The sequence below is a fragment of the Caulobacter radicis genome, from assembly GCF_003094615.1.
Classification (GTDB): domain Bacteria; phylum Pseudomonadota; class Alphaproteobacteria; order Caulobacterales; family Caulobacteraceae; genus Caulobacter; species Caulobacter radicis.
In genome coordinates this window covers 48,759-75,455 of record NZ_QDKO01000011.1, presented here as the reverse complement: position 1 = coordinate 75,455, position 26,697 = coordinate 48,759, and the positions used below count along the sequence as shown (strand labels likewise).

General features: G+C 69.2%; 25 protein-coding genes and 3 pseudogenes. 5 read left to right on the top strand and 23 right to left on the bottom strand.

The annotated features are described in order from the left end of the window. Window positions 1-309 (bottom strand): annotated as a pseudogene (locus DDF62_RS26465) (hypothetical protein); the annotation flags it as partial. 270 nt (window positions 310-579) lie between these two features. Continuing rightward, a complete protein-coding gene (locus DDF62_RS07400) occupies window positions 580-2,763 on the bottom strand; it encodes a 3-hydroxyacyl-CoA dehydrogenase NAD-binding domain-containing protein (protein WP_116488538.1) in 2,184 nt (727 codons plus the stop codon). 29 nt (window positions 2,764-2,792) lie between these two features. Here DDF62_RS07400 and DDF62_RS26610 point away from each other — a divergent pair. Beyond that, window positions 2,793-2,888: pseudogene (locus DDF62_RS26610) on the top strand (hypothetical protein); the annotation flags it as partial. Window positions 2,889-2,902: 14 nt separating this feature from the next. Here the strand turns inward: DDF62_RS26610 and DDF62_RS07395 are convergent. The 6 genes from DDF62_RS07395 to DDF62_RS07370 form a co-directional block, all read right to left on the bottom strand. After that, the gene (locus DDF62_RS07395) at window positions 2,903-4,108 is read right to left on the bottom strand and encodes an acetyl-CoA C-acetyltransferase (RefSeq protein WP_116488537.1); all 1,206 of its coding nucleotides are present in this window, start codon (window positions 4,106-4,108) and stop codon (window positions 2,903-2,905) included. Window positions 4,109-4,133: 25 nt separating this feature from the next. After that, a complete protein-coding gene (locus tag DDF62_RS07390; RefSeq protein WP_116488536.1) occupies window positions 4,134-4,625 on the bottom strand; it encodes an OsmC family protein in 492 nt (163 codons plus the stop codon). A 1-nt stretch (window position 4,626) separates the two neighbouring features. Continuing rightward, on the bottom strand, window positions 4,627-4,980 hold the full coding sequence (locus DDF62_RS07385; protein ID WP_425267027.1) for a hypothetical protein: 354 nt from the start codon (window positions 4,978-4,980) through the stop codon (window positions 4,627-4,629). Next, a complete protein-coding gene (locus DDF62_RS07380) occupies window positions 4,980-6,143 on the bottom strand; it encodes an acyl-CoA dehydrogenase family protein (protein ID WP_058348047.1) in 1,164 nt (387 codons plus the stop codon). The genes DDF62_RS07385 and DDF62_RS07380 overlap by 1 nt, the downstream gene beginning before the upstream one ends. Before the next feature lie 2 nt (window positions 6,144-6,145). Continuing rightward, entirely contained in the window at window positions 6,146-7,939 is a 1,794-nt protein-coding gene (locus DDF62_RS07375) for an acyl-CoA dehydrogenase C-terminal domain-containing protein (RefSeq protein ID WP_116488535.1), read from the bottom strand. 116 nt (window positions 7,940-8,055) lie between these two features. Next, complete coding sequence (locus DDF62_RS07370; protein WP_101718614.1) at window positions 8,056-8,535, bottom strand: MerR family transcriptional regulator; 480 nt, start codon at window positions 8,533-8,535, stop codon at window positions 8,056-8,058. Between the two features lie 191 nt (window positions 8,536-8,726). Between DDF62_RS07370 and DDF62_RS07365 the strand changes: the two genes are divergently transcribed. Next, a complete protein-coding gene (locus DDF62_RS07365) occupies window positions 8,727-9,350 on the top strand; it encodes a S24 family peptidase (RefSeq protein WP_116488534.1) in 624 nt (207 codons plus the stop codon). A gap of 74 nt (window positions 9,351-9,424) precedes the next feature. Here the strand turns inward: DDF62_RS07365 and DDF62_RS07360 are convergent, their stop codons facing one another. The 9 genes and pseudogenes from DDF62_RS07360 to DDF62_RS07325 form a co-directional block, all read right to left on the bottom strand. After that, a complete protein-coding gene (locus DDF62_RS07360) occupies window positions 9,425-9,634 on the bottom strand; it encodes a hypothetical protein (protein ID WP_058348051.1) in 210 nt (69 codons plus the stop codon). Window positions 9,635-9,741: 107 nt separating this feature from the next. Then, entirely contained in the window at window positions 9,742-10,983 is a 1,242-nt protein-coding gene (locus tag DDF62_RS07355; RefSeq protein WP_116488533.1) for a TraB/GumN family protein, read from the bottom strand. Window positions 10,984-11,062: 79 nt separating this feature from the next. Then, a complete protein-coding gene (locus DDF62_RS07350; protein ID WP_116488532.1) occupies window positions 11,063-12,721 on the bottom strand; it encodes a lysine--tRNA ligase in 1,659 nt (552 codons plus the stop codon). Between the two features lie 66 nt (window positions 12,722-12,787). Continuing rightward, entirely contained in the window at window positions 12,788-13,213 is a 426-nt protein-coding gene (locus DDF62_RS07345) for an RES family NAD+ phosphorylase (RefSeq protein ID WP_116488531.1), read from the bottom strand. After that, window positions 13,210-13,641 (bottom strand): type II RES/Xre toxin-antitoxin system antitoxin, encoded by a 432-nt coding sequence (gene parS / locus DDF62_RS07340; RefSeq protein WP_116488530.1) that lies wholly within the window; start codon window positions 13,639-13,641, stop codon window positions 13,210-13,212. Before parS ends, DDF62_RS07345 begins: the two co-directional genes overlap by 4 nt. A 187-nt stretch (window positions 13,642-13,828) precedes the next feature. After that, window positions 13,829-15,781 (bottom strand): acetate--CoA ligase, encoded by a 1,953-nt coding sequence (gene acs / locus DDF62_RS07335; RefSeq protein ID WP_116488529.1) that lies wholly within the window; start codon window positions 15,779-15,781, stop codon window positions 13,829-13,831. 166 nt (window positions 15,782-15,947) lie between these two features. Continuing rightward, window positions 15,948-16,053: pseudogene (locus tag DDF62_RS26605) on the bottom strand (hypothetical protein); the annotation flags it as partial. Window positions 16,054-16,065: 12 nt separating this feature from the next. Beyond that, window positions 16,066-17,586 (bottom strand): aldehyde dehydrogenase, encoded by a 1,521-nt coding sequence (gene adh / locus DDF62_RS07330; RefSeq protein WP_116488528.1) that lies wholly within the window; start codon window positions 17,584-17,586, stop codon window positions 16,066-16,068. 301 nt (window positions 17,587-17,887) lie between these two features. Further along, the gene (locus DDF62_RS07325) at window positions 17,888-18,823 is read right to left on the bottom strand and encodes a GAF domain-containing protein (protein WP_116488527.1); all 936 of its coding nucleotides are present in this window, start codon (window positions 18,821-18,823) and stop codon (window positions 17,888-17,890) included. Between the two features lie 213 nt (window positions 18,824-19,036). Here DDF62_RS07325 and DDF62_RS07320 point away from each other — a divergent pair, with 213 nt between their 5' ends. Further along, window positions 19,037-19,786 (top strand): creatininase family protein, encoded by a 750-nt coding sequence (locus tag DDF62_RS07320; protein ID WP_116488526.1) that lies wholly within the window; start codon window positions 19,037-19,039, stop codon window positions 19,784-19,786. A gap of 162 nt (window positions 19,787-19,948) precedes the next feature. On the opposite strand, the gene DDF62_RS07315 is transcribed toward DDF62_RS07320, so the two are convergent. The 6 genes from DDF62_RS07315 to tsaD all read right to left on the bottom strand — a co-directional run bounded on the left by DDF62_RS07315 (window position 19,949) and on the right by tsaD (window position 24,943). Continuing rightward, window positions 19,949-20,911 carry a KpsF/GutQ family sugar-phosphate isomerase gene (locus DDF62_RS07315; protein ID WP_116488525.1) on the bottom strand — a complete coding sequence of 321 codons (963 nt, stop codon included), beginning with the start codon at window positions 20,909-20,911 and terminating at the stop codon, window positions 19,949-19,951. Between the two features lie 220 nt (window positions 20,912-21,131). Continuing rightward, entirely contained in the window at window positions 21,132-21,923 is a 792-nt protein-coding gene (locus tag DDF62_RS07310; RefSeq protein WP_116488524.1) for a class I SAM-dependent methyltransferase, read from the bottom strand. Between the two features lie 111 nt (window positions 21,924-22,034). Next, window positions 22,035-22,391 carry a Rieske (2Fe-2S) protein gene (locus DDF62_RS07305; protein WP_116488523.1) on the bottom strand — a complete coding sequence of 119 codons (357 nt, stop codon included), beginning with the start codon at window positions 22,389-22,391 and terminating at the stop codon, window positions 22,035-22,037. A gap of 8 nt (window positions 22,392-22,399) precedes the next feature. Continuing rightward, on the bottom strand, window positions 22,400-22,681 hold the full coding sequence (locus DDF62_RS07300) for a YciI family protein (protein ID WP_116488522.1): 282 nt from the start codon (window positions 22,679-22,681) through the stop codon (window positions 22,400-22,402). A gap of 169 nt (window positions 22,682-22,850) precedes the next feature. After that, window positions 22,851-23,843 (bottom strand): NAD(P)H-dependent glycerol-3-phosphate dehydrogenase, encoded by a 993-nt coding sequence (locus DDF62_RS07295; RefSeq protein WP_116488521.1) that lies wholly within the window; start codon window positions 23,841-23,843, stop codon window positions 22,851-22,853. Beyond that, the gene (gene tsaD, locus DDF62_RS07290; protein ID WP_116488520.1) at window positions 23,840-24,943 is read right to left on the bottom strand and encodes a tRNA (adenosine(37)-N6)-threonylcarbamoyltransferase complex transferase subunit TsaD; all 1,104 of its coding nucleotides are present in this window, start codon (window positions 24,941-24,943) and stop codon (window positions 23,840-23,842) included. The genes DDF62_RS07295 and tsaD overlap by 4 nt, the downstream gene beginning before the upstream one ends. A gap of 71 nt (window positions 24,944-25,014) precedes the next feature. On the opposite strand from tsaD, the gene hemC reads away from it, so the two are divergent. Together hemC and DDF62_RS07280 are read left to right on the top strand one after the other, a co-directional pair. Beyond that, window positions 25,015-25,983 carry a hydroxymethylbilane synthase gene (hemC, locus tag DDF62_RS07285; protein ID WP_116488519.1) on the top strand — a complete coding sequence of 323 codons (969 nt, stop codon included), beginning with the start codon at window positions 25,015-25,017 and terminating at the stop codon, window positions 25,981-25,983. Continuing rightward, window positions 25,980-26,687 (top strand): uroporphyrinogen-III synthase, encoded by a 708-nt coding sequence (locus tag DDF62_RS07280; RefSeq protein WP_116488518.1) that lies wholly within the window; start codon window positions 25,980-25,982, stop codon window positions 26,685-26,687. Before hemC ends, DDF62_RS07280 begins: the two co-directional genes overlap by 4 nt. The last annotated feature ends 10 nt before the right edge of the window (window positions 26,688-26,697 follow it).

The window sequence follows — 26,697 nt, the reverse complement described above, 5'->3', positions numbered from 1 at the left end:
GGCCGGGGCCGGGCTCGGCGCGGGCGCGGTCGCGACCTGGGCCGGAGGCGGCGGCGGCGGAGCGACCGCGCGGGCTGGCGAGGCCTTGGGCGAGGAAGGCGTCGGGACGGGCGCGGCGGGCGCCTCGACCCGGGGCGCGGGCGGCGCGACGTCCACCAGGTCGACGATCAGGGTCTGCTCGACCAGCGGCGGCATCACCTTGATTCCCGCCAGCAGGCCCACGCCCAGCAGCACGTGCAGGCCGCTCGCCACGATCAGGGCGAGGGTGAAAGGCCTTTTGCGGCGAACTGTCGATCGCCTGCCGGCCATCCCAAACCCCTGCTTGCCGCCCTAACGCGCGGCTGGCGTCGAGGTAGCCGCGCGATGGGGCGCGGCGATGGCGGCATTGATGCGGCGGCGCAAAGAAAAAGGCCCGGCGTCCCCGCCGGGCCTCCTCATTTCGCTTTGCGGGCGACCGCTGATCCGAGAACCCCGCCCTTCGACAGGCTCAGGGTGAGGTTCTCTACTGTCGCCGCCTGCCCATGATCCTCATCCTGAGCTTGTAGAAGGACGAGGATCACGCAAGGTGTCTGACGTCGCCTAGGCGGCCGCCTTCTCCTTGACGCCGAAGCGGCCGTAGAAGGTCTCGCCCTTGGCGGCCATCTCGCGCAGCAGGGCCGGCGGGGTGAAGCGCGAACCGTAAGCCGCGGCCAGCTGGTCGAGGGTCTCGACGAACTTGGCCACGCCCACGCCGTCGATCAGGCTGATCGGGCCGCCGGTCCAGGGCGCGAAGCCCCAGCCCAGGATCGCGCCGACGTCGGCTTCACGCGGATCGGTGATCACGCCTTCCTCGAAGCAGCGCGCGGCCTCGACGGCCTGGCGGTACAGCAGGCGGGTGCGGATCTGCTCGATCAGCGCCTTGTCGGCGTCTTTCACCGTCACTTCGACGAGATCCGACAGGCCCGGCCACAGGGTCTTGGGGCCGTTTTCCGGATAGTCGTAGAAGCCCTTGCCGTTCTTGCGGCCGTAGCGGCCCAGGTCCTCGACCATCTTGGCGATGATCGCGGTGAACGGACGCTCCTCGTACTTGTCGCCGAGGTCCTTCTTCGTCTGGACGGCGATCTTGTGCGACAGGTCCAGCGCGACGTCGTCGTGCATTTCCAGCGGACCGCGCGGCATGCCGGTGGCGCGACCGACATTGTCGATGATCGCCGGGGCGATGCCGTCGCTCAGCAGCTCCATGCCTTCCTGCACGAAGGTGCCGAAGCAGCGCGACGTGTAGAAGCCGCGGCTGTCGTTGACGACGATCGGGGTCTTCTTGATCTTCAGGACGTAGTCGATCGACTTGGCCAGGGCTTCCTGGCTGGTCTTCTCGCCCATGATGATCTCGACCAGGCCCATCTTGTCGACCGGCGAGAAGAAGTGGATGCCGATGAACGAGGCCGGGCGCACCGAGGCTTCCGCCAGGCCCGTGATCGGCAGGGTCGAGGTGTTGGAGCCGAAGATGGCCGTGTCGGCCAGCTGGGCCTCGGCCTTCTTGGTCACGTCGGCCTTGATGTCGCGGTTCTCGAACACGGCCTCGATGACCAGGTCCGAACCCTTGACATTGTCATAGTCGGCGGTCGGGTGGATGAGCGCCAGGATGGCCTCGCCCTTCTCCTGGGTCAGCTTGCCGCGCGAAACGGCCTTCTTGACCAGGCCCTCGGCGTAGCCCTTGCCCTTGTCGGCGGCCTCTTGCGACTGGTCGATCAGGACGGTCTCGATGCCGGCCATGGCTTGGACGTAGGCGATGCCCGCGCCCATCATGCCGGCGCCCAGCACGGCGACCTTCTTGACGTCGTAGTGCGGCACGCCGTCCGGACGGCCAGCGCCCTTGCCCAGCTCTTGCAGGCTGAGGAACAGGGTGCGGATCATGCCCTTGGCCTGCGGCGTCATCAGGGTCTTGATGAAGTAGCGGGTCTCGATGCGGATCGCGGCGTCGAACGGAACCTGCAGGCCTTCATAGACGGCCTTCATGATGTTCTGCTGGGCCGGGTAGTTGCCGTAGGTGTTCTTGCGCAGCATGGCGTTGCCCATGATGAACACCTGGGCGCCGGTCGGGGTGTAGGGGCCGCCGCCGGGGATCTTGAAGTCCTTCTTGTCCCACGGCGCGACGGGGTCGCCCTTGGTCTTGATCCAGGTCTTGGCGGCCTCGACTTCCGTACCGGCCGGCACGACCTCGTGCACGACCTTGAGGCCCAGGGCCTCGGCCGGCTTCATCGACTTGCCTTCCAGGAGGTACGGCGCGGCGGCCATCACGCCCATCAGGCGCGTCAGGCGCTGGGTGCCGCCGCCGCCCGGCAGCAGGCCGACCTTGGCTTCCGGCAGACCGAGTTGCAGCTTCGGCAGGTCGGCGACCACGCGGTAGTGGGTAGCCAGGACGAATTCCAGGCCGCCGCCGAGCGCCAGGCCGTTGATCGCCGCGGCGATCGGCTTGCCGCCGGTTTCCAGGGCGCGGAAGGCCTTGTTCAGCGCGAAGCCAGCGTCGAAAGCGGCTTGCAAGTCGCCACCGCCCAGGCCGCCTTCGCCGCCCAGTTCACCCAGGTCAGCGCCGGCGCAGAAGCCGGTGGTCTTGCCCGAGGTGATGACCGCGCCCTTGATCGCCGCGTCGGTCTTGATGCGCTCGACCAGCTCGCCGACTTCCTTGATCACCGAGGCGGTCAGGGTGTTCATCGAACGGCCGGGGACGTCGAAGGTGACCAGGGCGATGCCGTCGCCGTCGACCTCGATCTTGAAGTTTTCCATGTGGACTAGTCCTTCAGAATTTGGGTCGTCATCCCGGCCGTAGCGAAGCGGAGAGCCGGGACCCAGGTGAACCGCAGTGCGCCGGCCCCTGGGTCCCGGATCGGCCTACGGCCGTCCGGGATGACGATCTGTGCTTGGATCAGACGCGTTCGATGACCGTGGCGGTGCCCATGCCGGCGCCGACGCACAGGGTGATCAGGGCGGTTTCCTTGTCGGAGCGTTCCAGCTCGTCGACCATGGTGCCCAGGATCATCGCGCCGGTGGCGCCCAGCGGGTGGCCCATGGCGATGGCGCCGCCGTTGACGTTCATCTTGTCGTGCGGGATGTCCAGCGCCTGCATCATGCGCAGGACGACGGCGGCGAAGGCTTCGTTCAGCTCGTAGAGGTCGATGTCGCCGACTTCCATGCCGAGCTTCTTGAGCAGCTTCTCGGTGACCAGCGAGGGACCCGTGAGCATGATCGACGGCTCGGAACCGATCGAGGCCATGCCCTTGATGCGGGCGCGGGCCTTCAGGCCCAGCGCGTCGCCCATTTCCTTGGTGCCGATCAGCACGCCGGCGGCGCCGTCGACGATGCCCGAGCTGTTGCCCGCGTGGTGCACGTGGGTCATGCGCTCGACCTGCGGGTAGCGCTGGGTGGCGACCGCGTCGAAGGCCATCTCGCCCATGCCCGTGAACGAGGGGTTCAGCGAGGCCAGGGTCTGCATGGTGGTAGAGGCGCGGACGGTCTCGTCGTGGCTCAGGATGTTGAGGCCCAGCTGGTCCTTCACCGGCACCACCGACTTGTTGAAGCGGCCCTCGGCCCACGACTGGGCGGCGCGGCGCTGGCTCTCGACGGCGTAGGCGTCGACGTCGTCGCGGCTGAAGCCGTAGAGGGTGGCGATCAGGTCGGCCGACACGCCCTGCGGCATGAAGTAGGTCTTGAAGGCCGACGACGGATCGGTCGGCCAGGCGCCGCCGTCGCTGCCCATCGGCACGCGGCTCATGCTCTCGACGCCGCCGCCGATGGTCAGGTCGGCCTCACCCGAGATGACCTTGGCCGCGGCCATGTTCACGGCTTCCAGGCCCGAGGCGCAGAAGCGGTTGATCTGCACGCCGGCGACGTTCTCGGCGTAGTCGGCGGTCAGCACCGCGGTGCGGGCGATGTCTGAGCCTTGCTCGCCGACCGGGGCCACGCAGCCCAGGACGACGTCGTCGACCTTGGAGGTGTCCAGGTTGTTGCGGTCGCGGATGGCTTCCAGGACCTGGCTGGCCAGCGACAGGGCGGTGATCTCGTGCAGAGAGCCGTCCTTCTTGCCCTTGCCGCGCGGGGTGCGCACGGCGTCGAAGATGTAAGCGTCGGCCATTGAATGGCTCCTTCCTGCGATCTTTTTAAGTCAGTTGGCCCAGGTGGGCGTTTTCGAGCGCCGGCTCGACGCGGACATCCGTCCGGACCGAGTTGGCGATGAAACAGGCGTGGTGGGCGGCCTCGTGCAGGGCCGCCAGCTTGGCTTCGTCGGGCGCGTCGCCCTCGAAGACGATGTCAGGACGCAGGGCCACATGGCTGACCCAGTGAGCGCCGTGCTCGTTCCTGGTCATCGTGCCTTCGGCCCTGTCGCGATAGGCGCTGATGAAGAAGCCGGCGCGGCGGGCAAGGTCGAGGAAGGTCAGCATGTGGCAGGACGACAGCGCCGCCACGAACATCTCCTCGGGATCGACGCCCGCCGGGTCCGACCAGGGCAGCGGCACCACCGACGGCGAGGCCGAGCCGAGCGCCGTCACCCCGCCGTCGAACGACAGGGTATGGGCGCGGCTGTAGCGCCCCCTGGGAAAGTCCGCCCCAGGCTCCAGCTTCCAGTCGACGATGGCGACGTGGGTCGACATGCTACTTCTTCCAGGTCCCGATCGGCGACTTGTGGATCGGCGCGCAGGAGAGACCCCGGGCGCTGGCCTTGGCCGAATAGACGACCCGCTGGCCGAACTCCGGAGCCGGCAGTCGGCAGGGCGTGAAGCCCGGCGTGTTCACCGTCAGGGTCCAGGTGGCGATCTTGGAGCGCAGCAGGTTGTTGCACTGCTCGGCGCCGGGCTTGAGCGGCAGGTCGAAGGCGCCGGGCTGCGGGCGCTTGCCTTCCAGCTTGCCCGAGAACTGCAGCGGGCGGCGGCCCTCGGCCTTGACGCAGACCACGGCCGAGCGGGCCGCATCGTTCGGAGGCGGGGGCGGAGCGTCGGCGAACATCATCAGAGCGTCCTCGCGATCAGCAGCTTCATGATCTCGTTGGTGCCGCCGTAGATGCGCTGGACGCGGCTGTCCTTGTACATCCGGGCGATCGGGTACTCGTTCATGAAGCCGTAGCCGCCGAACAGCTGCAGGCAGCGGTCGACGATCTTGTTCTCGAGATCCGTCACCCAATACTTGGCCATCGAGGCCGTCGAGGCGTCGAGATCGCCCTTCAGGTGGCGCTCGATGCAGTGGTTGACGAACACCTTGGCGACGGTCGCCTCGGTCTTGCACTCGGCCAGCACGAACTGGGTGTTCTGGAAGGCGATGATCGGCTTGCCGAACGCCTGGCGCTCCTTGACGTAGGCGATGGTCAGCTCCAGCGCCCGCTCGATCGTCGCCATGCCCTGCACGGCGATGTTCAGGCGCTCCTGCGGCAGCTGGGCCATCAGCTGGAAGAAGCCCTGACCTTCCTCGGTCCCGAGCAGGTTCTCGGTCGGGATCTTCACGTCGTTGAAGAACAGCTCCGAGGTGTCCTGGGCCTCGTGGCCCAGCTTGTCGAGGTTGCGGCCGCGCTCGAAGCCCTCGGCCCCGTCGGTCTCGACGACCACCAGGCTGGTGCCGCGCGCGCCGCCGGCCGGGTCGGTCTTGGCCACCACGATGATCAGATTGGCCGTCTGGCCGTTGGTGATGAAGGTCTTGGAGCCGTTGACGACATACTGGTTGCCGACCTTCTTGGCGCTGGTCTTGACGCCTTGCAGGTCGGAGCCGGCGCCCGGCTCGGTCATGGCGATCGCGCCGACCAGCTCGCCGGTCGACAGGCGCGGCAGCCACCGCTGCTTCTGCTCCTCGGTGCCGTAGTGGAAGATGTACGGCATGACGATGGCGTTGTGCAGGCTGGCGCCGAAGCCGTCGACGCCCTTCTTGCCCAGCTGCTCCATCAAGACGACCTCGTGGCGATAGTCGCCGCCGGAGCCGCCGTATTCCTCGGGCGTGGAGAGGCCGAGCAGACCGGCCTCCCCCGCCTTGTTCCACATCGAGCGATCGACGCAGTGGTTCTTGCGCCAGGTCGCCACGACGTTTTCAGGCGCGTGCTCGTCGAAGAACTTGCCCACCGCGTCCTCGAAGATCGCGATGTCTTCTTCGGCCATGAAGGCGGGTTTTGCGACGTCGAGCACGCTCATGATCAGAAAGCCTCCGCGGGCAGCGCCATCAGGGTCGCCGAGCCGGTCTTCAGTTTGGCCAGATGCGCCCCTGCGTCAGGCAAGACCCGCTCGATGAAATAACGCGCGGTGGCGACCTTGGTCGTGAAGAACGGGTCGGTGGAGCCTTCGGCGATCTTGGCGTTGGCCGCCTTGACCATCAGCGCCCACATGTAGGCCAGGCCCGTCAGGCCGAAGAGGTGCATGTAGTCGGTCGAGGCCGCGCCGGCGTTGTCGGGGTTCTGCAGGCCGTTCTGCATCAGCCACATGGTGCCGTCCTGCAGCTGGGCCTTGGTCGCCGCCAGGGCGTCGATGAACGGCTTCAGCTCGGCGTCGCCGTCGTTCTCGCCGACGAACTGGTCGATTTCCTGGAAGAAGGTCATCACGCCGCGGCCGCCCTTGGCCGCCAGCTTGCGGCCGACCAGGTCGAGGGCCTGCACGCCGTTGGTGCCTTCGTAGATCAGGGCGATGCGGCAGTCGCGCAGGTACTGGCTGACCGGGAAGTGCTCGGTGAAGCCCGAGCCGCCGTGCACCTGCACCGCGTTCGAACAGACCTGGAAGCCGCGGTCGGTCAGGTAGCCCTTCAGCACCGGCGTCAGCAGGCCCATGTAGTCCTCGGCCTTGGTGCGCACCGCCTCGTCCGGGTGGGCGTGGGCCAGGTCGCCGTGCAGGGCGGTCCAGAACAGGAAGGCGCGGCCGCCTTCGATGATGGCCTTGTTCTCCAGCAGCAGGCGACGCACGTCCGGGTGGACGATGATCGGGTCGGCCGGGCCTTCGGCGTTCTTCGGGCCCGTCAGCGAGCGGCCCTGCAGGCGGTCCTTGGCGAAGGCGACGGCGGCCTGGTTGGCCGCTTCGGCCTGGGCCACGCCTTGCAGGCCGACGCCCAGGCGGGCCTCGTTCATCATCACGAACATCAGCTTCAGGCCGCTGTTCTCTTCACCGATCAGATAGCCCTCGGCGTCGTCGTACTGCATGACGCAGGTGGCGTTGCCGTGGATGCCCATCTTCTCTTCGAGGCCGACGCACTTGGCGCCCTCGTTGCGCGCGCCGACGCTGCCGTCGGCGTTCGGGAAGAACTTCGGCACGATGAACAGGCTGATGCCCTTCACGCCGGCCGGGGCGCCCTCGATGCGGGCCAGCACCAGGTGGACGATGTTGTCCGACATGTCGTGCTCGCCGGCGCTGATCCAGATCTTCTGGCCGGTGATCTTGTAGCTGCCGTCGGCCTGCGGGACGGCCTTGGTGCGCAGGAGCCCGAGGTCCGTGCCGCAGTGCGGCTCGGTCAGGTTCATGGTGCCGGTCCACTCGCCCGTGATCATCTTGGGCAGGTAGGTCTCTTTCTGCGCGTCGGTGCCGCCGGTGTGGATGGCCGAATAGGCGCCGTGGGCCAGGCCCGGGTACATCGAGAAGGCCATGTTGGCGCTGCTCGACATTTCCGAGAACGACAGGTTCACGACGTGCGGCAGGCCCTGGCCGCCGTAGGTCGGATCCGAGCCCAGGCCCGTCCAGCCGCCTTCGCACAGGGCCTTGTAGGCTTCCTTGAAGCCCGGCGGGGTGGTGACGGTGTTGGTGACCGGGTCCAGCTTGCAGCCGGTCTTGTCGCCGACGCTGTTCAGCGGGGCCAGGACCTCGCCGGTGAACTGGGCCGCGCCCTCGACGATCTGCTCGACGACGTCGATCGAGGCGTCGGCGAAGGCCGGCAGGTTACCGTACTGCTCGATGTTGAGCACGTCGCGCAGCAGGAACATGTGATCGCGAACGGGCGGCTGGTAGGTCATTTAAAGCAGTCCTGATGGGTCGGATCGGGGAGGTGGAACCAAGGCCCGCCCAACCCGCCGGTCTTGGCGGAAACAGGCGCGGCCTTGAGTGTTTGAGGCCTTACTTACCCAAGGCCTTACTTGCCGAGCGCCATTTCGGCGCCGTCGAGGCGGGCGCGCAGCAGCTGTTCGTAGTCGGCCGAGCGCGGCAAGAGGTCGGGGCGGATCTCGGCCAGGCGCTTCTCCAGGCGGTCGCAGGCCTCGCGCAGCTCGATCAGGGCGCCGTCGATGTCCTCGCGCTGCTGCTCGAGGGCCGAGGCGCGCTCGCGGAACTTCTTCAGCGACCGGGCCATCTGGGCCGCGCCGTCGTCGTTCTCGTCATAGAGGTCGAGCAGTTCGCGGATTTCCGACAGCGACAGGCCCACGCGCTTGCCGCGCAGGATCAGCTGCAGGCGGACGCGGTCCTTGTGGGAATAGACGCGGTTGAGGCCTTCGCGGGCCGGCGTCAGCAGGCCCTTGTCCTCGTAGAAGCGCAGCGCCCGGGGCGTGGCTTTGAATTCGTTGCACAGCTGACGGATCGAGAACGTGCGCTCGGGACGTCGAAGATCGGCTGCCATCGGTACCCTCCCAGGGTGCGGCCGGCCTTCCCGGCCGGGTCATTGGTTATCGCCGTTCACGCTAGACCGGACCTTGCGGAACGTCAACGCTTACGTAAACGTCAACCTTGACCTTGGGGCATAGGTTTACATTCCTATGGCGGGGGCTTAATTTCCCTGCGGTCCCGTCACTTGGACGTGTGGAGGACCCGATGCTCTCGCACGCCGAACTGTGGACCGCGATCGACGCCCTGGCCAAGCGCTTCGACATGAGCCCCTCGGCCATGGCCAAGCTGGCCGGCCTGGACCCCACCGCCTTCAACCGTTCCAAGCGCGGCGACGTCGACACGCGCCCCCGCTGGCCCTCGACCGAGAGCCTGGCCAAGGTGCTGGAAGCCACGGGCGTTGGGTTTTCCGAGTTCGCGGCCCTGACCGAAAGCGCCCAGGGCAAGCGGGCGGGCATTCCGCTGATCGGCCAGGCCCGGGCCGCGCCGGGCCTGTTCGACGAGGCGGGCGCGCCGCGCGGGGCGGGCTGGGAGGAGATGGAGCTTCCGGGGCCGCGGGAGGACGGGCTCTACGCCCTGGAGGTCGAGGGCGACGCCCTGGCGCCGGTCTATCGCGACGGCGACCGGCTCCTGGTCTCGGCCACGGCCGAGCCTCGGCGCGGCGACCGGGTGGTGGTGATGACCACGAACGGCGAGGTGCTGATCAGGGAACTGGGCCGGCTGACGGCCCGGACGATCGAGCTGACCTCGGTGCTGCGCGACGGCGACGACCGGACGCTCGACCGCATGATGGTGGCCTGGGTCGCCTGCGTGCAGTGGGTCAGCCAGTAGCGGCTCGACCCGGCCTTTGTTTCGAGCATTCCGTCATCCGATAGCCGCTTCGCACCTATCGGGGAACGCTCGCCTCAGGTGCGCGGGCAGTCGGCGTGGTGGCCGTTGAGCCAGTCGCGCAGGGCGGCGGCGCGGGGATCCTCGCACGACACGTCGACCCGGTAGGAGGCCCAGGTGTCGTTGTGGGCGGCCTCGATGCGGGCGCCGGGGAACTGCGAAGCGATGCCGCCGATCAGGGAGTCGAATTCCGAACGGTCGTGCGGGCGAAGGGTGAAGGAAGCCATCGGACTATTCCTGGTTCTGATGGTTCCCAGGCTAGACTCCGAAGTTCGCACAAACCCTTAATTCGAAATTCAGATTCCGTTCATGAAACGAGGCACGGTGTCGCAGGTCACACCGTGACTTCGCCCAACGGTTCGAAGCCCGCGTTCGTCTCCAGCCGCAGGCGATAGACCCCTCGCCGCAGGAACAGGACCGCCCGCCCCTCGCCTTGGGCCAGCACCTGCTGATCGGCCGGGACCGCCAGCGCCGAGTCTCCGGCGTGGACGGCCTGGACGATCACCGCCTCGCCGGCCGCCCGCGGCCGCACCTCGACCTCGAAGCGGCGCCGGACGGGATCGGCCGCCAGCCAGCCCGGACGGCCGTCGACGTCGGGCAGGTTGGGATGAAACAGCGCCAGGTCGGCCCCGGCGAACACGGCGCCGACGCTCTCGCCGCCGCTGCGGACCACGACCGAGGCCTTGGGCGAGAACCGCTCCAGCACCGCGCGCGTCGGAGCCGGGTCAACGCCATGGGGACCAAACGAGCCGGTGTAGGCCTGGCTGACCGACAGCGGATCGATCCCCGTCGCCTCGGCCAGCCGCTGGGCCACCCAGACATTGCCCCGCTTGTCGGGCGTCTTTCGCAGATGGGAGAAGCCGCAATAGACGAGGATCCGCTCCCGCGGGCCGGCCGCCGCGATGGTCTTGGCGAGGTTCTCGGCCTGGGCGGCCTCGCGCGCGGCGATGCGCCCGGCCGCGTCCTGCTCGCCCTGCCCCCGCTGATCGGCCCGCTGCTCGTACGGAGCCAGCCGATAGCCGAGGTCCAGCGCCTCGCGCAGGGCCTCGGCGAACACCGGATCCCAGGTGTAGTAGCCCGTCGACGGCGGGAAGGCGGAGCCGCGCTTCAGATTGCGGGCATCGCGCTCGCCCTCGCCGTCGTTGGTCAGGGTCTCGACCGCCAGCACCGAAAAGCCGTCCGGCCGCAGGGCTCGCAACAGCTGGGCCAGAAACGATCGATGGCGCGAAACCGAGTGCCCTTCATTGAGGAACACCACCCGCCGGCCCGCGGCGGCCGCGCGGATCGCCGCCACGGCGTCCTGCGCCTTCGCGTCCGGCGCCAGGGTGACCTCGGCGGCCGGCGACCGCGAGGCCAGAGCGACGGCCTCGTCACCGAAGAAGGATGCGATCTGGCGGTTGTTGCGCTCGTCCGGCGCGGCCAGGACCGCCGCGCGCAGGGGCAGGTAGCGCCCCTGGGTGAACAGCATTTTCTGCGGGTCGGGACCGGCCGACGGCAGAACCGTTCCCTGAGCGAGCGCCGGCCCGGCTCCGGCCGCGAAGGCCAGACCCGAAACCAGTGAACGACGCGACAGCATGCGACCTCCCCCTCGATCAACTCGAGGAAGAAGTCGCATCCCTAGATTGTCCTGCGCAAGGCAAAGCTTGCAGGAAGCCTCAGCCCAGCTTCTCTTCGATCAGGGCGATCGTGCGGTCGATGCCGAAGATCGCCGCGAACGAGCCGAAGCGCGGGCCCTGGCTCTGGCCGAGGAGAACCTCGTACAGAGCCTGGAACCAGGCGCGCAGGGGGTCGAAGCCGTGGGCCTTGCCGACCTCGAACACCTCGTTCTGGATCAGCTCGGCGTCCTGGGTGCCGGCCGGCATCGCCTTGAGCTTGGCCAGCAGGTCGAGGATCGCCGCGCGCTCGACGTCGGTGGGCGCGCGGAAGGTCTTCGTGGGCTTCACGAAGTCCTCGTAATAGTTGATCGCGTAGCCGGCCAGGCGGTCGAGCAGCGGCTGGGTCTCGGCGGACGCGCCCGGGATGTAGCGCGACAGGAAGCCCCAGAGGATCTCCTTGGTCGAGGCGTCGGCGGCCGACACCAGGTTCAGCATCAGGCTGAACGACACCGGCGAGCCCTGCTCCGGCGGCTTGCCGGCGTGGATGTGCCAGACCGGATTGTCGAGCTGCTTGGCCGGCTCCTGGCGGCCGAAGGCGTCCAGTTGCTGCAGGTACTCGTCCGTCGCCTTGGGGATGACGTCGAAATAGAGCTTCTTGGCCGACTTGGGGCTCTGGAACATGTAGTACGACAGGCTTTCCGGCGCGCCGTAGCGCAGCCAGTCCTCCATCGACAGGCCGTTGCCCTTGGACTTGGAGATCTTCTGGTTGTTCTCGTCCAGGAAGAGCTCGTAGTTGAAGCCTTCCGGCGGAACCCCGCCCAGCGCCTTGCAGATGGCGCTGGAGGCCTTGACCGAGTCGATCAGGTCCTTGCCGCTCATCTCGTAGTCGACGCCCAGCGCCGTCCAGCGCATGGCCCAGTCGGGCTTCCACTGCATCTTCACGTGGCCGCCGGTGACCGGGACCTCGACGCGCGAGCCGTCCTCGTCCTCGAAGACGATCGTGCCCTTCTCGACGTTGCGCTCCAGGGTCGGGACCTGAAGCACCTTGCCGGTGGTCGGGCTCACGGGAAGGAACGGCGAATAGGTGGCGCGGCGCTCTTCGCCCAGGGTCGGCAGCATGACCTTCTGGATGGCGTCGAAGCGGGCCAGCGCCGTCAGCAGGGTCTCGTCGAACACGCCGCCCTTGTAGCATTCGGTCGAGCTGACGAACTCGTACTCGAAGCCGAAGCCGTCGAGGAAGGCGCGCAGGCGGGCGTTGTTGTGGGCGCCGAAGCTGTCGTGGGTGCCGAAGGGGTCGCGGACGACGGTCAGCGGCTTGCCCAGGTCCTCGATCAGCGGCTGCTTGTTCTCGATGTTGTCGGGAACCTTGCGCAGGCCGTCCATGTCGTCGCTGAAGGCGATCAGGCGCGTGGGGATGTGGTCGTCGACCAGCGCGCGGAAGGCCTGGCGCACCATGGTCGTGCGCGCCACCTCGCCGAAGGTGCCCAGGTGCGGCAGGCCGGACGGGCCATAGCCGGTCTCGAAGATCACGGCCTTGGAAAGGGCCGGATAGGCTTTCACCGCCTCGTCGGTCTTGCCGGCGTCGATCAGGGCCTTGGCGGCCTCCTGGTCGGCGCGGTCGGGGAGGCGCACGCGCAGGACGCGGGCAATGGTGGCGCGCGCCTGCTCGAACGGCCAGGAGCGGGCTTCACGGGCGAGGGGGGAGAGGCCTTCAAACATGGCCGCGCGTATAAACCCTGGCGCGGGATGAGGCTAGGGCGTGGGGGTCACAGCAGGCGGCGGCCGTCAGAACAGGCGGGGGTCGAACTGGAACGGCTCCTCGCGTTCGACCCGCACACCGGCGAAGGCCGGATGGCGTGGATTGATGAGGGTGTTGATCTCCTGCGGCACGACCTGGCTGGGCACGCGCAGGCACAGGGCCTCGCCCGCGATCAGGAAGGCGTCGCCGATCGCCACGCTGTCTCGCGGGACGGCTTCAAGCGCCAGGCTCGGCGCATCGTCCGGCACGTGGATCCAAAGCAGGCGATAGTCCAGCGGCAGCAGGTCGGGTTGCAGGTCCAGATGCACCAGCACCTCCAGCACGGCCAGGCTCGGGCTGGCGGCGGCGTAGAGCATCGGCCGTCCGGGCGAGTTCCAGCGACCGCCGTAGAGCCGAGCCCCCTCCCCGTCCAGGCCGACATTGGCGGCCTTGGCTATGCGGTGGACGATCAAGCCGCCAGGCCGTGCGCGATCTGGCCGAGCAGCCGCTCGACGCCCTGGGCGCCGAGATCGGTATCGGCCATCGAGATCGGCGTCTGGCCTTCCAACGTGCGATTGGGCCGCTCCAGCCAGCGCCAGGCCCGTTCCTGGTCGCCCAGCACGTCCTCGGCGGCCGCCACCATGCGGGCGATCCGCACCATGCGGTCGGACTCGGCCGGATCCAGCGGCTGGTCGGCCTCGCGGCGACGGTTGAAGGTGCGCCGGGGCATCACATAGGGCTCGATGGCCGAGAACGGCTGGTGGGTGGCCGCCAGGAAGCCGTCGACCGCCGCCACCGACAGGCCCTTGCGGACCAGCCGGACCACGTCGAACTCCGTGACGAGCGGGCCAGTCACGGCCTCGCCGCCGAGCAGTTCCTGGATTTTCACGACCAGGGCCATGCGATCCCAACCAAACGCCGCCACCTTGGCGGCGTTTTGAATATAGACCGATGGCGGGTTGTGGACAAGCTGGCGACCGCCAAGCGTGGTCCTCGTCCTTCGACAGGCTCAGGATGAGGACCACGGAACGGCCGTGCAGTAGAAAACCTCACCCTGAGCTCGTCGAAGGGCGAGGTTTTCGCATCCCCTAAGCCGCCTTCGCGCCCGCCCGGTTGCGCACCAGGTCGTCCACCACCGACGGATCGGCCAGGGTCGAGGTATCCCCCAGCGCGTCCACGGCGTTCTCGGCGATCTTGCGCAGGATGCGGCGCATGATCTTGCCCGAGCGGGTCTTGGGCAGGCCCGGCGCCCATTGCAGGACGTCGGGCGCGGCGAACGGGCCGATCTCGTGGCGGACCCAGAGGACGAGCTGCTTGCGCAGTTCCTCGGTCGGCGTCGCGTCGGCCTTCAGGGTGACATAGGCGTAGACGCCCTGGCCCTTGATGTCGTGCGGATAGCCGACCACCGCGGCCTCGGCGACGGCCTCGTGGGCCACCAGGGCGCTTTCGATCTCGGCCGTGCCCAGGCGGTGGCCCGAGACGTTGATGACGTCGTCGACCCGGCCCGTGATCCAGTAGTAGCCGTCGGCGTCGCGCTTGCAGCCGTCGCCGGTGAAATACTTGCCGGGATAGGTCGAGAAATAGGTCTCGAAGAAGCGCTGGTGGTCGCCATAGACCGTGCGCATCTGGCCCGGCCAGCTGTCGGTGATCACGAGATTGCCCTCGGTCGCCCCCTCCAGCACCGCGCCCTCGGCGTCCACGAGTTGCAGCTTGACGCCCGGCAGCGGCTTGGTGGCCGAGCCCGGCTTGAGGGCCGTGGCGCCCGGCAGCGGCGATACGAGGATGCCGCCCGTTTCGGTCTGCCACCAGGTGTCGACGATGGGGAGCTTATCCTTGCCGACCACGCGGTGATACCAGAGCCAGGCTTCCGGATTGATCGGCTCGCCGACGCTGCCCAGCAGGCGCAGGGACGAGAGGTCATTCTTCAGGACGTGCTCGTCGCCCTCGCGCATCAGGGCTCGCAGGGCCGTGGGCGCGGTGTAGAAGATCTCGACCTTGTGCTTGTCGACCACCTCCCAGAACCGCGACGGGGTCGGATAGTTGGGCACCCCCTCGAAGATCAGGCTGGTCCCGCCATTGGCGAGCGGCCCATAGACCACGTAGCTGTGGCCGGTGACCCAGCCCACGTCAGCCGTGCACCAGAACACTTCTCCTGGGCGATAGTCGAAGACGGACTCGAAGGTCCAGCTGGCCCAGGCCAGGTAGCCGCCGGTGGTGTGCAGCACGCCCTTGGGTTTACCCGTCGAGCCGGAGGTGTAGAGGATGAACAGCGGATCCTCGGCGTTCATCGGCTCGGGCTCGCAGACCGGCGAGGCGGCGTCCCTGACGTCGTTCCAGACCACGTCGCGGCCTTCGACGATCGGCACGTCGGCGCCGGTCCAGCGGACCAGCAGCACCTTCTCGACCTGCGGGCATTGCAGCAGGGCCTCGTCGATATTGGCCTTCAGCGGCACGGTCTTGCCGCCGCGGCGGCCCTGGTCGGCGGTGATGACCAGGCGGGAGTCGCAGTCCTGGATGCGGCCGGCGATGCTGTCGGGCGAGAAGCCGCCGAACACGACCGAGTGGATGGCGCCGATGCGGGCGCAGGCCAGCATGGCGATCGCGGCCACGGGCGTCATCGGCAGGTAGATGGTGATCCGGTCGCCCTTTCTGGCGCCCAGGTCCTTGAGCACATTGGCCATGCGGCAGACCTGGTCGTGCAGCTGGCCGTAGGTGATCTTGTCGGAGACGCCCGGCTCATCGCCCTCGAAGATCAGGGCGACGTCGTCCTTGCGGTGCGGCAGATGGCGGTCGATGCAGTTGGCGCTGACGTTCAGCACCCCGTCCTCGTACCAGCGGATACGGAAGTCGTCCTTGGCGTAGGAGACGTCCTTGATCCTGGTGGGCGCCTTGATCCAGTCGAGGCGGGCGGCGAGATCGCGCCAGTAGCCCTCGGGATCGCTCTCGACCCGGGCCACGGCGGCCTCATAGGCGGCGGCGTCGATATGGGCCTTGCCCGCCCAATCTTCCGGAACCGGAAACAGCTGTCCGTCGCTCACCACGCGTCTCCCTAGGTCTTTCCACAGTCGATCTTGTCGTCGCCGGCGGTCTTGCCGCTGCGTCAGTCGTCGTCTTGCGAGCGGGAGTATGCGAAGCACCGCCTCCCGCGCAAGAAGACCAATTCTGTTTCGTGCGGCAGAATTCTGGTCTTGTTCGATTTTGAGGTGGTGCGTCCTTCGAGGCCCGCTGCGCGGGCGCCTCAGGATGAGGAATCCGGTGCACTGAAGTCCTCATCCTGAGGTGCGCGCCGAAGGCGAGCCTCGAAGGACGCAGGGACGGTCCGCCCCTAGAAGAAGCCCAGCGCCTTGGCGCTGTAGCTGACCAGCAGGTTCTTGGTCTGCTGATAGTGGTCGAGCATCATCTTGTGGGTCTCGCGGCCCACGCCCGACTGCTTGTAGCCGCCGAAGGCGGCGTGGGCCGGATAGGCGTGGTAGCAGTTGGTCCACACCCGGCCGGCCTGGATGCCGCGTCCGAAGCGGTAGGCGCGCGAGCCGTCGCGGGTCCACACCCCCGCCCCGAGGCCGAAGGCGGTGTCGTTGGCGATCTCCAGCGCCTCTTCTTCCGTCTCGAAGGTGGTCACGGCCAGGACCGGGCCGAAGATCTCCTCCTGGAAGATCCGCATCTTGTTGTGGCCCTCGAACACGGTGGGCTCGACATAGAAGCCGTCGGCCAGCTGGCCGGGCAGCACGGTGCGCGATCCGCCGGTCAGCAGGCGCGCGCCCTCGTTGCGGCCCACATCCATGTAGCCGAGGATCTTGTTCAGCTGCTCCTCGGAGGCCTGGGCGCCGATCATGGTCGAAGGATCCAGCGGATTGCCCTGCACCACCGCCTGCACGCGCTTGAGCGCCTTCTCCATGAACTTGTCGTAGATCGACTTCTGCACCAGGGCGCGGCTGGGGCAGGTGCAGACCTCGCCCTGATTGAGGGCGAACATCGCAAAGCCCTCTAGCGCCTTGTCGAGGAAGTCGTCGTCCTGCGCGGCCACGTCGGCGAAGAAGATGTTGGGCGACTTGCCGCCCAGCTCCAGCGTCACCGGGATCAGGTTCTGGCTGGCGTACTGCATGATGAGGCGGCCGGTGCTGGTCTCGCCGGTGAACGCGATCTTGGCGATGCGCGGGCTCGAAGCGAGAGGCTTGCCGGCCTCCAGGCCAAAGCCGTTGACGACGTTGACCACGCCGGGCGGCAGGAGGTCGCCGATCAGCTCGAACAGCACCATGATCGAGGCCGGGGTCTGCTCGGCGGGCTTCAGCACCACGCAGTTGCCGGCGGCGATCGCCGGGGCCAGCTTCCAGCAGGCCATCAGCAGCGGAAAGTTCCACGGGATGATCTGGCCGACCACGCCCAGCGGTTCGTGGAAGTGATAGGCGATGGTGTCGTGGTCGATCTCGGAGATCGCGCCTTCCTGGCTGCGCAGGCAGCCGGCGAAATAGCGGAAGTGGTCGATGGCCAGCGGCAGGTCGGCGGCCGTGGTCTCGCGGATCGGCTTGCCGTTGTCCCAGGTCTCGGCGTTGGCCAGGACCGCGAGGTTCTCCTCCATCCGGTCGGCGATCCTCAGGAGAATTCGCGAACGCTCGGCGACGCTCGTCTTGCCCCAGGCGTCCTTGGCGGCGTGGGCGGCGTCCAGGGCGCGCTCGACGTCGACCGCCTGCGAGCGGGCGATCTCGCAGATCTTGCGGCCGGTGATCGGCGAGGCGTTGTCGAAATAGCGGCCGTCGGCCGGGGCGACCCACTGGCCGCCGATGAAGTTGTCATAGCGCGCCTTGAACGGCGGGCGGGACAGCGAGTCGATGAACTCGGGCTTGGTCATGGTTTCCTCCGTCGCGCCGTGTTCGGCGTCTGGAGGCAGGTTGCGCCTGGATTCTTGGTGTGGAGCGGGGTGGGGGCGGAGACGGGCGCGGGGTGTCTCAGGTTTGCGACAGGTAGGGCGGCCTCTTAGGGACCCTCTCCCAGAGGGAGAGGGAGGGGCCCAGGCGAAGCCTGGGAGGGTGAGGGGTTTCAGCGTGTCGGGTTGAAGCGCGGGACAGTGGTCTTTTTGGAAAGGGTGTAACCACTCACCCTCCCACCGCTTCGCGGCGGGCCCCTCCCTCTCTCTAAGAGAGAGGGTTCAGCTACACCCGCCCCAGCCCCAATCGGTTGATCTTCCGGTGCAGGGTCGCGCGGCTCACCCCCAGCGCACTGGCCGCGGCCGAGACATTGCCCCCAGCAGCCCCCAACGCCCGGCGCACGGCGGCGCGTTCGGCGTCTTCCAGGTCGGCGCCGCGATCGGGCGACGGCATCCCCCGCCGCAGCTTGTCGTCGGTCAGGTCCAGCGCCTGGCGGGCGGCGCGGGTGGCGCCGATGACCACGTCGTCGGCGTCGACGGCCAGCATCGGGGTCGAGGCGCGGTCGGCGCGGCCGTCGGCCAGCAGCACGATGCGCGCGCCGGGGAAGGCCTCGCGGAAGGCCTTGGACTCGATGCGGCGCGCCGCGTCGTTGACCACCGCCTCCATCAGCCCGGTCATGCCGTCCAGGCCCGGTCGGCATGACGAGACGTCCAGCGCGCCGGCCAGCCGCCCCTGCGGATCGAACAGCGGCGCGACGGTGCAGCTAAGGCCGATATTGCGCGTGTGGAAATGCTGGTCGCGATGAATGGTCAGGGTGCGCTGCTCGGCGATGCAGGTGCCGATGCCGTTGGTGCCCTCGCGCGCCTCGCTCCACACCGCCCCGGTCCAAAGGCCCCAGCGGTGGAACACCGGATCGTCGGCGGCCGCGCCCCGGCGGTCGACCGGCACGCCGGCGCTGTCGGTCAGCAGCACGCAGGACCCCTGCGCCCCGACCGTCTGGAACAGGGCGTCCAGGGTGTCCGACGCCGCCGCGCGCAGGGCGCCCATGCGTTCCTGGACCTGCGAAAGCTCGCGTTCGGTGAGGGTGTCGGGGGCCTTTCGGTTTTCGGGGTCCAGGCCGTGCAGGACGAGGCTGCGCCGCCACGAGGCCGCCACCGGCGACAGGGCGGGTCCCGCGCCATCGAGCACGGCCAGCACGTCCCGGGCGTGGGCTTGAGCCATCAGCGGCCTCCTCGCCGGCGTTCCGCGTGACGCCGGGCAGGCACCTTGCGCGCGGCAGGCGCCCCTGGGCAAGCACGCGCAGGTCGAGTGCGCCGTCGTCCGGCCGCACGCCGTTTCGCCAGATTGGGGGTCGGCGAAGCCCGACTTCGGGCGTAAAGCGCTGGAAAAGCCGGTCGCAACGCCGGCCGCCGACGTCTTCCGGAGTACCCCGCCATGCTGCTCGCCCTCTCGACCTGGCCCGAGATCGAAGCCTTCCTCCAGCGCTCGAAGACGGTGATCGTGCCGATCGGCTCCAACGAGCAGCACGGCCCCACGGGCCTGCTTGGCACCGACTGGCTGTGCCCGGAGATCATCGCCCACGAGGCCAGCAAGCGCTCGGACGAGGTGCTGGTGGCGCCGACCTTCAACGTCGGCATGGCCCAGCACCACCTGGCCTTCCCGGGCACCATCTTCCTGCGCCCGTCGACCTTCATGGCCGCCATCGGTGACTGGACCCGCTCGCTGGGCGCCCACGGCTTCGAGAAGATCTATTTCCTCAACGGCCACGGCGGCAACGTCGCCACCATCGAGGCGGCGTTCTCGGAGATCTACGCCGAATACAGCTTCCGCAAGGAGCGCTGCCCCTTCGCCATGAAGCTGAAGAACTGGTGGGACCTCGACGGCGTCAACGCGCTCGCCATGCGCCAATTCCCGGTCGGCCACGGCAGCCACGCCACCCCGTCCGAGATCGCCGTCACCCAGTGGGGCTATCCGGACAGCATCAAGACGGCCGAGTACGAGCCCAAGATCGCCCCCACCGGCCCGATCCGCGAGGCCCTGGACTTCCGCGCCCGCTACGCCGACGGTCGCATGGGCTCCGATCCCGCCCTGGCCACGCCCGAGAAGGGCGGCGAGCTGGTCGAGCAGGCGGTCGTGTCGCTGATCAAGGACCTGGCGGCGTTTGGCGGCGAGGTGCGGCCGTAATCTTTTACCTCCCGTCATTCCCGCCCTTGTGGCGGGAACCCCTGGTTCCGATCGCACGTGAAGTCGCAAGCGGACTGCTTGGCAGTCCGCCCCATCCGCCCTTGCGGCTGACAGAGGGGTTCCCGCCACAAGGGCGGGAATGACGGGAAGTTTGGGCGCCGCCTAGATAACCCCCGCCCGCAGCAGGTCGTGCACATGCAGCACGCCCACCGGGCAGCCGCCCTCGACGACGAACAGCACGGTGATCCGGCGTTCGTTCATCACCTTCAGGGCCTCGGCGGCCAGGGCGTGCGGGCCGATCACCAGCGGGCTTTTGGTCATCACCTCGCCGGCGGCGTGGGTCATCAGGCCGTCCATGTGGCGGCGAAGGTCGCCGTCGGTGATCAGGCCTACGAGGGCGCCGGCGGCGTCGATGACGCCGACCGCGCCGAAGCGCTTCTGGCTCATCACCAAGAGGGCCTCGCTCATCGGCGCGCCCTGCCCGATCAGCGGCAGTTCGCCCTGCCCGTGCATCAGGTCGGCCACGGTGCGCAGCATCGCGCCCAGCTTGCCGCCGGGGTGGAAGACGCGGAAGTCGCTGGCGGTGAAGCCGCGGCTTTCCAGCAGCGCCACGGCCAGCGCGTCGCCCAGGGCGATCTGCAGGGTCGTCGAGGTGGTCGGGGCGTTGACCTCCGCCGTCGCCTCCGGCGCGTCGGGCAGCAGCAGCAGCACGTCGCCGGCCTGGCCCAGCTGGCTGGTGGCGACGGCGGTGACGGCGATCAGCGGGATCGAGAAGCGCTTGCAGTAGGCCAGGGTGTCGGCCAGTTCGCGCGCCTCGCCCGACTTCGACAGGGCCAGCACCACGTCGTCGGGACCGATCATGCCAAGGTCGCCGTGGCTGGCCTCGGCCGGATGGACGAACATCGCCTGGCTGCCGGTCGAGGCCAGGGTGGCGGCGATCTTGCGCGCCACGTGGCCCGACTTGCCCATGCCGGTGCAGACGATACGGCCCTTGGCCTCGTGCATCACCTGGACGGCGCGGGCGAAGGCTTCGCCCAGCTCGTCGGCCATCTGGGTCAGGGCCTGGGCCTCGATGCTCAGCACCCGGCGGCCCACGGCCACGGCGTCGGAAATCGTATCGGTCATGTGGTCAGAAACTCCGTGCGCAGCCCATACCAGCCCGCGCGCGGTTGATCGACCCCGAGGCTTGGCCCTAGCGCGGCCCGACATTCGGCGCTCGAGAAAAACCTCGTCCTTCGACAAGCTCAGGATGAGGTTTTTCTACTGCCGCGGCCTTCCAATGGTCCTCATCCTGAGCCTGTCGAAGGACGAGGGCCACGCACTACGACTGCCCCCCGATCCACGCCTAGCGCGGGATCTCGGCCGTCTTGACCAGGGCCACCTGGCGATAGACCGCCGCGACCTCGAAATAGCGGCCGAAGGCGGCGTGGAAGTGGTCGACGGCCTGCTTCACGCCCGGGCCGCCGATCTCGCTGATGTCGTGCCAATAGTCGTCGAGCACCATCATGCCGCCCACTTCCAGCAGGCTGGCGCAGCAGCACAGGTCGATCATCACCGCCAGGGCGGTGTGGCTGCCGTCGACATAGATCAGGTCGAACTTGTCGCCCGCCTCGAGCATCTTGGGCAGCTCGTAGGTCGAGAAGCCCTTGTGCGTCGCCACCTTGCCGAAGGTGGTGCGGGCCATGTTGCGGTGGAAGCGCGGCTCGACGGCCAGGTACTTCTCTTCCGGGTTCAGGCCCTCGTCGAACCAGGGGTCGATCACCGTCACGTCGAGGCGATCGGGGAACATCCAGTCCATGAAGGCCAGGTTGCGGCCCTCATAGGCGCCGATCTCCATGTAGCGCGTCTTGGGGCCGCCGGCCGGGCGTTTGGCCATGAAGTCGCGCAGCAGCGGGGCCACGAAGGGAATGTTGTTGGCGGCCCAGGCCGAGGTGAACTCGAAGCCCTTGGTCTCGCAATAGGTCGAGAAGGCGCCCGCGCTGTCGTTGTCGCGGGCCTTGCCCAGCATGGTGCGGGCCAGCTGCGGGGCCAGGCGCGGATTGATCTTGCCCAGCGAGCGCAGCTTGGCCCCCGCGCCGCGCGCGTCGACGGCGTCGGTCAGTTCGGCGTCGAAAGCAGGGGTCGATCCGTCGGCCATGGCGGCGCGCTCCTCTCGTCTGGGGCGTGGCGGTCGCCGAAACCGGCCTCCACTTTCGGCTGCCACGCCCTAAGGTCGAGAGACGTTAGCCGACCATCGGTTAAGGAAGGGTCAGGCCGCCAGGACCTGGCCGTCCTCGACCGTGATGGGCCAGACGGTCAGGTGCTTGCCGGCGCAGGGGCCCGCCACGCAGGCGCCGTCGGCGATGCGGAACAGGGCCGCGTGGCCGGCGCACAGGATCAGGTCGTTCTCGCGGGTCAGGAAGCGGCCGTTGATCCCGGCCAGCGGCCAGCCGGCGTGGGGGCAGCTGTCGACATAGCCGAACACCCCGCCGTCCTTGCGGACGACGAAGCCGGCGAACATCGCCTGCCCCTCACGGTAACGGAAACCCGCCGCGCCCGGCTCGGGGATGTCGGCCAGGGCGCAGATCGCCTGGCCGGGCGCGGGGCGGGCGGGATTGTCGTCCATCAGGGGCGTCAGACCGAGCCGACGGCCAGGCGCCAGGGATTGATCTCGACGCTCTCGAAGACGCCGGCGGCGGTGTAGGGGTCGTTGTCGGCCTGGGCCTGGGCCACGGACACATCGTCGGCCTCGACCACCAGGATCGAGCCGATCGGATTGCCCTCGTCGTTCAGCAGGGCGCCGGCCAGCTTCAGATTGGCCGACTGGGCCAGGTATTCCAGGTGCTTGGGGCGCACGGCCAGGCGGGTTTCGAGCGCGCCGGGCTTGTCCTTGCAGACGATGGCGTAGAGCGGCATGGGCGGGTTCCTTCCAGAAGATGAGTGGATCCTCCCCCTGTGGGGGAGGTGTCGGCGCAGCCGACGGAGGGGGGAGTGACCGCCGAGACGGCCAGCGCCTCGAAAGCTGAAAATGCCCCCCCTCCGGCGCTTCGCGCCACCTCCCCCATAGGGGGAGGATCTTGATCGCTTACTCCGCCTTCAGCGGGCGGGAGAGCAAACCAAGGATGGCGCTGTCGACGTCGACTTCGCCGGCCAGGATGGCGGCGACGGCTTCGCAGATCGGGGTTTCGACTCCGAGCTTGCGGGCCAGGGCGCGGACGGCCGGGGCCGAGGCGACGCCTTCGGCCACGCTGACCTTGCCTGCCAGGGCCTGCTCCAGGGTCTGGCCCGCGCCCAGCGCCAGGCCGACGCTCATGTTGCGCGACTGGCTGGACGAGCAGGTGAGCACCAGGTCGCCCAGGCCGCACAGGCCCGCCACCGTCTCGGCCTTGCCGCCGGCGGCGACCGCCAGGCGGGTCAGCTCGGCGAAGCCGCGGGTGATCAGGGCGGCGTGGGCGTTGCGGCCCAGGCCCTTGCCCTCGGAAATGCCGCAGGCGATGGCCAGGACGTTCTTGACGGCCCCGCCGGCCTCGGCGCCGATCACGTCGGCGGCCCAGTAGGGACGGAAGGTCGGGATGGCGATGGCCTCGACGATCGCCTTGCCCAGGGCCTCGTCCTCGCAGGCCAGGGTGGCGGCGGCGGGCAGGCCGCGCGCGACCTCGCCGGCGAAGCTGGGACCCGACAGCACGGCGATGGCCACGCCCGGCAGGGCCTCGGCCGCCACCTCGGTCATCAGCTTCAGCGAGCCCTGCTCGACGCCCTTGGAGCACAGCACCACCGGAACGCCGGGCTTTAGATGCGGGGCCAACGCGGCCATGGCCGAGCGCAGGTGCTGGGCCGGCGGCACGGCCAGGATCAGATCGCAGTCGGCCAGGCCCGCCATGTCGGACACGGCGGTGATCGCCGGCTCCAGCGTCACGCCCGGCAGGAACAGGGTGTTCTCGCGCTGGGCGGCGATCGAGGCGACGACCTCGGGCTCGCGGGCCTGCAAGGTCACCTCGAGGCCGGCGCGCGTGGCCACCTGGGCCAGGGCCGTGCCCCACGCCCCGGCGCCGACGACGCCCGCGTGCTTGAAGCTCATGCCTTGGCTCCCTTTCGACCGAAACTGTTGCTCGGATTGGATAACGCCGCGGCCTCGTCGAGGGGCCAGCGGGGACGCGCCACGGCGTCCAGATCGTCGGAAATGCCCGCCGCCAGGCGCTCGGCCCCGGCCAGGGCGATCATGGCGGCGTTGTCGGTGCAGTAGGCCAGAGGCGGGGCGTCGAACGAAAAGCCGTTGTCCTCGCACACCTTCAGCAGCGCCGCGCGAACCGCGCCGTTGGCGGCCACCCCGCCGGCGACGACGAAGCGGCGCTCGCCGGCCGCGTGGCCTTCGGCATAGAGCTTCATGGCCCGGTCGGTGCGCTCGGAAAGCTGGCGGGCGATGGCGAACTGCACGGCGGCGGCGAGATCCGCGCGCTCCTGGTCCGTCGTCAGGGTCGCGGCGATGCGGGCGGCCGCCGTCTTCAGCCCCGAGAACGAGAAGTCGCAGTCCTTGCGGCCCAGGAGGGCGCGCGGCAGCTCGTACTTCGACGCATCGCCGGACTTGGCCAGCTTTTCCAGCGCCGGACCGCCCGGATAGGGCAGGCCCAGGCTCTTGGCGATCTTGTCGAAGGCCTCGCCGGCCGCGTCGTCGATGGTGGTGCCCAGGCGCTTGCAGGCGCCCACCCCGCCGACTTCCAGCAGCTGGCAGTGCCCGCCGGAAACCAGCAGCAGCAGGAAGGGATAGGCGATCTCCGCGCCCAGGCGGGCCGACACCGCGTGGCCTTCCAGGTGATTGACCGCCACCAGCGGCAGGTCGCGGGCCAGGGCCACCGCCTTGCCGAAGGCCAGGCCGACCATCACCCCGCCGACCAGGCCCGGACCAGCCGTGGCCGCCACGCCGTCCAGCGCGTCATAGCCGATGCCGGCCGCGCGCATGGCCTGGGCGGCGACGCTGTCGATCACCTCGACATGGGCGCGGGCGGCGATCTCGGGCACCACCCCGCCGAACGGGGCGTGCTGCTCGAACTGGGTGCCGACGATCGACGACAGCACCTCGACGCGGCCGTCCGCGCTGCGGCGCACCACCGAGGCGGCGGTCTCGTCGCAGCTGGTCTCCAGTCCGAGGACCGTGAGGCCCGAGTTCGTAAGGGTTGTCATTCGGTTGCGGGGTTCCCGCCGCTCCTGTAGCAGCGAAGGCTTGTCTTTCGCATGCAGGTAACGTCCCGACCGTGTCCCGGCAACCCATCCGCATCGGCGCGCGCGGCTCGAAGCTCTCGCTCGCCCAGTCCGGCCACATGCAGGCGCGGATCGCCCACGCCCTCGGCGCGCCGCTGGACGCCGGTCCAGAGGAGATCGCGAGCTACGCCCAGCTGATCCCGATCGTCACCAGCGGCGACCGCATCCAGGACCGCCGGCTGATGGAGATCGGCGGCAAGGGCCTGTTCACCAAGGAGATCGAGGAGGCCCTGCTCGACGGCCGCATCGACTGCGCGGTGCATTCGCTGAAGGACATGCCGGCCGAGCTGCCGCCGGGCCTCGTCCTGGCCGCCACGCCCGAACGCGAAGACCCCCGCGACGCCTTCATCAGCAAGGTCGCCCAGCGGCTGGAAGACCTGCCCCACGGCGCGCGCCTGGGCACCGCCTCCCTGCGTCGCCAGGCCCAGGCCCTGCACGTGCGCCCCGACCTCGACGTCGTCATGCTGCGTGGCAATGTCGACACGCGCCTCGCCAAGCTCGAGCGCGGCGAGGCCGACGCCATCCTGCTGGCCCAGTCGGGCCTCAACCGCCTGGGCATGGGCCACATCCCGCAAAGCTGGCTCGACCCGCTGGCCGCCCCGCCCGCCCCGGGCCAGGGCGCCCTGGCCATCGAAAGCCGGGCCGAGGACGTCGACGCCCCCTGGCTGGCCGCCATCCGCTGCCGCCCGACCACCATCGCCGTGGCCGCCGAGCGCGGCGCGCTCTACGCCCTCGAAGGCTCGTGCCGTACGGCCGTCGGCGCCTATGGCCGCCTCGACGGCCCGCGCCTCTCCCTGCTGGTCGAGGCCCTCAGCCCCGACGGCGTCCTGCGCGTCCGCCACGAGGGCGAGGTGGTGCTGACCGGCGACGACGACGCCGGCCAGGCGCTGGCCCTGGGCCTGTCGCTGGGCGCGGCGGTCAAGGCCGAGGGCGGCGACGCCATCATCGCGCCGACGGAATGAGCCCGGACGCGCGCCGCGTCTGGATCACCCGCGCCCGGCCCGGCGCCGAGGCCACCGCCGCGCGCCTTTCGGCGCTGGGCTTTTCGCCGCTGATCGACCCGCTGCTCGAGGTCCGCGACCTGCCGTGGACGGCGGACCTGGCCGGCGTCGGGGCCCTGGCCTTCACCAGCCGCAACGGCGTGGCCGCCTTCGCCCGGGCCAGCGCCCAGCGCGGCCTGCCGGTGTTCGCCGTCGGGGCCGCCACCGCCGACCTGGCCGCCGAGGCCGGCTTCTCGCGCATCGAATCGGCCGAAGGCGACGTCGCCGCCCTGGCCGCCCTGATCGCCGCCCACCACACGGGTTTCGAAGGGACGGTGCTGCATCCGGCCGCCGCCGAACCGGCCGGCGACCTCGTCTCGCCCCTGGTCCGCGCCGGGATCGAGGCCCGCACCGTCGCCGTCTACGAAAGCGTCGTCCGCGCCCCGGCCGCCGAAACCCTGGCGGCGCTCGAAGACCTTCGCGCCGTGCTGCTGCACTCGCCCAAGGCCGCACGGGCGCTGGCCGCCCTGCTGATGGCGCATCCCGCGCCGGGCCTGCGGGCGCTGTGCCTGTCGCCGGCCGTGGCCGCGCCGCTGGCCCCTCTCTCCGCCGACGGACGTCTGGGGCCTGTGGCCGCCGCGCCGCGCCCTCGCGAAACAGCGTTGTTCGAGCTCATCTCGCCTTAAGGCGAAGTTG

Excerpts from the sequence above, each read along its gene's own strand:
- DDF62_RS07400 (WP_116488538.1), bottom strand. The coding sequence starts at position 2,763 with ATGGAAAACTTCAAGATCGAGGTCGACGGCGACGGCATCGCCCTGGTC.
- DDF62_RS07395 (WP_116488537.1), bottom strand. The coding sequence starts at position 4,108 with ATGGCCGACGCTTACATCTTCGACGCCGTGCGCACCCCGCGCGGCAAG.
- DDF62_RS07390 (WP_116488536.1), bottom strand. The coding sequence starts at position 4,625 with ATGTCGACCCACGTCGCCATCGTCGACTGGAAGCTGGAGCCTGGGGCG.
- DDF62_RS07385 (WP_425267027.1), bottom strand. The coding sequence starts at position 4,980 with ATGATGTTCGCCGACGCTCCGCCCCCGCCTCCGAACGATGCGGCCCGC.
- DDF62_RS07380 (WP_058348047.1), bottom strand. The coding sequence starts at position 6,143 with ATGAGCGTGCTCGACGTCGCAAAACCCGCCTTCATGGCCGAAGAAGAC.
- DDF62_RS07375 (WP_116488535.1), bottom strand. The coding sequence starts at position 7,939 with ATGACCTACCAGCCGCCCGTTCGCGATCACATGTTCCTGCTGCGCGAC.
- DDF62_RS07370 (WP_101718614.1), bottom strand. The coding sequence starts at position 8,535 with ATGGCAGCCGATCTTCGACGTCCCGAGCGCACGTTCTCGATCCGTCAG.
- DDF62_RS07365 (WP_116488534.1), top strand. The coding sequence starts at position 8,727 with ATGCTCTCGCACGCCGAACTGTGGACCGCGATCGACGCCCTGGCCAAG.
- DDF62_RS07360 (WP_058348051.1), bottom strand. The coding sequence starts at position 9,634 with ATGGCTTCCTTCACCCTTCGCCCGCACGACCGTTCGGAATTCGACTCC.
- DDF62_RS07355 (WP_116488533.1), bottom strand. The coding sequence starts at position 10,983 with ATGCTGTCGCGTCGTTCACTGGTTTCGGGTCTGGCCTTCGCGGCCGGA.
- DDF62_RS07350 (WP_116488532.1), bottom strand. The coding sequence starts at position 12,721 with ATGTTTGAAGGCCTCTCCCCCCTCGCCCGTGAAGCCCGCTCCTGGCCG.
- parS (WP_116488530.1), bottom strand. The coding sequence starts at position 13,641 with ATGGCCCTGGTCGTGAAAATCCAGGAACTGCTCGGCGGCGAGGCCGTG.
- adh (WP_116488528.1), bottom strand. The coding sequence starts at position 17,586 with ATGACCAAGCCCGAGTTCATCGACTCGCTGTCCCGCCCGCCGTTCAAG.
- DDF62_RS07325 (WP_116488527.1), bottom strand. The coding sequence starts at position 18,823 with ATGGCTCAAGCCCACGCCCGGGACGTGCTGGCCGTGCTCGATGGCGCG.
- DDF62_RS07320 (WP_116488526.1), top strand. The coding sequence starts at position 19,037 with ATGCTGCTCGCCCTCTCGACCTGGCCCGAGATCGAAGCCTTCCTCCAG.
- DDF62_RS07315 (WP_116488525.1), bottom strand. The coding sequence starts at position 20,911 with ATGACCGATACGATTTCCGACGCCGTGGCCGTGGGCCGCCGGGTGCTG.
- DDF62_RS07310 (WP_116488524.1), bottom strand. The coding sequence starts at position 21,923 with ATGGCCGACGGATCGACCCCTGCTTTCGACGCCGAACTGACCGACGCC.
- DDF62_RS07305 (WP_116488523.1), bottom strand. The coding sequence starts at position 22,391 with ATGGACGACAATCCCGCCCGCCCCGCGCCCGGCCAGGCGATCTGCGCC.
- DDF62_RS07300 (WP_116488522.1), bottom strand. The coding sequence starts at position 22,681 with ATGCCGCTCTACGCCATCGTCTGCAAGGACAAGCCCGGCGCGCTCGAA.
- DDF62_RS07295 (WP_116488521.1), bottom strand. The coding sequence starts at position 23,843 with ATGAGCTTCAAGCACGCGGGCGTCGTCGGCGCCGGGGCGTGGGGCACG.
- tsaD (WP_116488520.1), bottom strand. The coding sequence starts at position 24,943 with ATGACAACCCTTACGAACTCGGGCCTCACGGTCCTCGGACTGGAGACC.
- DDF62_RS07280 (WP_116488518.1), top strand. The coding sequence starts at position 25,980 with ATGAGCCCGGACGCGCGCCGCGTCTGGATCACCCGCGCCCGGCCCGGC.